Raw genomic sequence first — 1,427 nt, forward strand, 5'->3', positions numbered from 1 at the left:
AAGCGGCATGTTCTTCCTGGTCGGCCTGGGTTATTACGGCTACACATTCATTACCGACGGGCGGTTCACGAACATGAGCCTGCTGCTGTTCAGTGCCGCAGTGATCGTGTTCCTGATCGGACTGATTTCGGAGCAGATTACCGCGTTGATCTATCAAGACACATAGGTTATCGAAACCAGTTTTCACGGCTCGAAGGCCTTTCCGACAATCCATCCGCCGACCGCGAACAGGACATCGGCAAACAGCGTGATTACCCTTAGCAATACGGCCACACCCAAGGCCTGGTCGTAGTCGACACCAACGGCAAGCACGATGGCCAGCATGGCTTCTCGCACGCCAAGGCCGGCTGGGGCAATAATGGCTGCAATTCCCCCGATGTTGGCCAGCGCAAGCGCCCCGGCAACGCCAAGCGGTCCCAGGACATTCGCGGCTTCGGGTAGCAGTAGCTCGACCAGCGGGTAAAGCGAGAGTCCGGCAACCAGGTGGATCAAAATATGCCCGGTCAGCAGCAGCGGCCAGTTCTTCCAGCCGATCGCTCGAACCGCATCGCCGGCAAGGCGCGGCAAAAAAATTATTATGCCCGCCATCGTAGTGAGCACGACTGCTCCGAGCGCGACAAGAAGGATCGCGGGCTGGCCCGAAATCGTTTGAAAAGGCCTCGTAAATGAATCCGGAAGCTGCCCCAGCAGGGCTGACTGCGGGCTGAGGACCAGTGCCAGGACGACGAGCGCGCCAGCGATCAGAAACAGTAACTGCTCGGTCAGCACCGACACGCCAAGTTCTCGCCACCCTAGCCCGGAGCTGCGGGTCAAGGCTGTTTTGGCCACCCATAAACCAGCCTTTCCCGGCAAATATCTTCCGCCCCATGCAACCGCCTGGATTGAAAGTGCCGTCGACCAGGGAAGCCTGTATCCGGTCGCGAGAAAAATCTGGGAACGCCAGAGAAGCCACAGACCCACCGGTATCGTCATCCATCCTAGAAGGAACAGCCAGGCACTCGGTGTTCTCCAGATCCGGACCACGCCTTCCAGGTTCGCAGGATTGGAAGCGAGGGTCCATGCCAGCCAGGCACCCACCATGACCAGAAATAAGAACCGAATGGCCCGGACAATGCGGGCACGACCATTCACGCCTTGCGGGGCTTCAGAAGCAGGATCGTCCATGGAACCGGTTTGGCGCACGCGATGACTTCGAACAGAGGCGACACCTGACGGATGAGTCCGCGGCTCGACCAGTGCTGGATATGGCCCGGCGTGTTGCCCAGCGCGCCCAGGTATTTACCGCGCGCGAAATTCAAGGCTCGCCACAATGGTTCGCGAGGGGTCGAGATCAATACGACGCCGCGACTTATACGATGCAGTTCGGCCAGAGCGGCCGGCGGGTCGTCGAGATGTTCAAGGACCTCGAGCATTATTACGGCATCGAA

2 protein-coding genes are annotated in these 1,427 nt (G+C 59.1%); both read right to left on the bottom strand.

Annotation, left to right across the window (positions count from 1 at the left end; genetic code table 11):
- Positions 1–183: 183 nt before the first annotated feature.
- Positions 184–1,164 (bottom strand): lysylphosphatidylglycerol synthase domain-containing protein, encoded by a 981-nt coding sequence (locus VJ956_RS08135; RefSeq protein WP_324083660.1) that lies wholly within the window; start codon positions 1,162–1,164, stop codon positions 184–186.
- A partial coding sequence (locus tag VJ956_RS08140; RefSeq protein ID WP_324083662.1) for a class I SAM-dependent methyltransferase occupies positions 1,128–1,427 on the bottom strand: 300 nt, incomplete at its 5' end. The genes VJ956_RS08140 and VJ956_RS08135, both read right to left, overlap by 37 nt.

Origin of the sequence: Marinobacter sp., assembly GCF_035268745.1 — a bacterium.
GTDB lineage: Bacteria > Pseudomonadota > Gammaproteobacteria > Pseudomonadales > Oleiphilaceae > Marinobacter.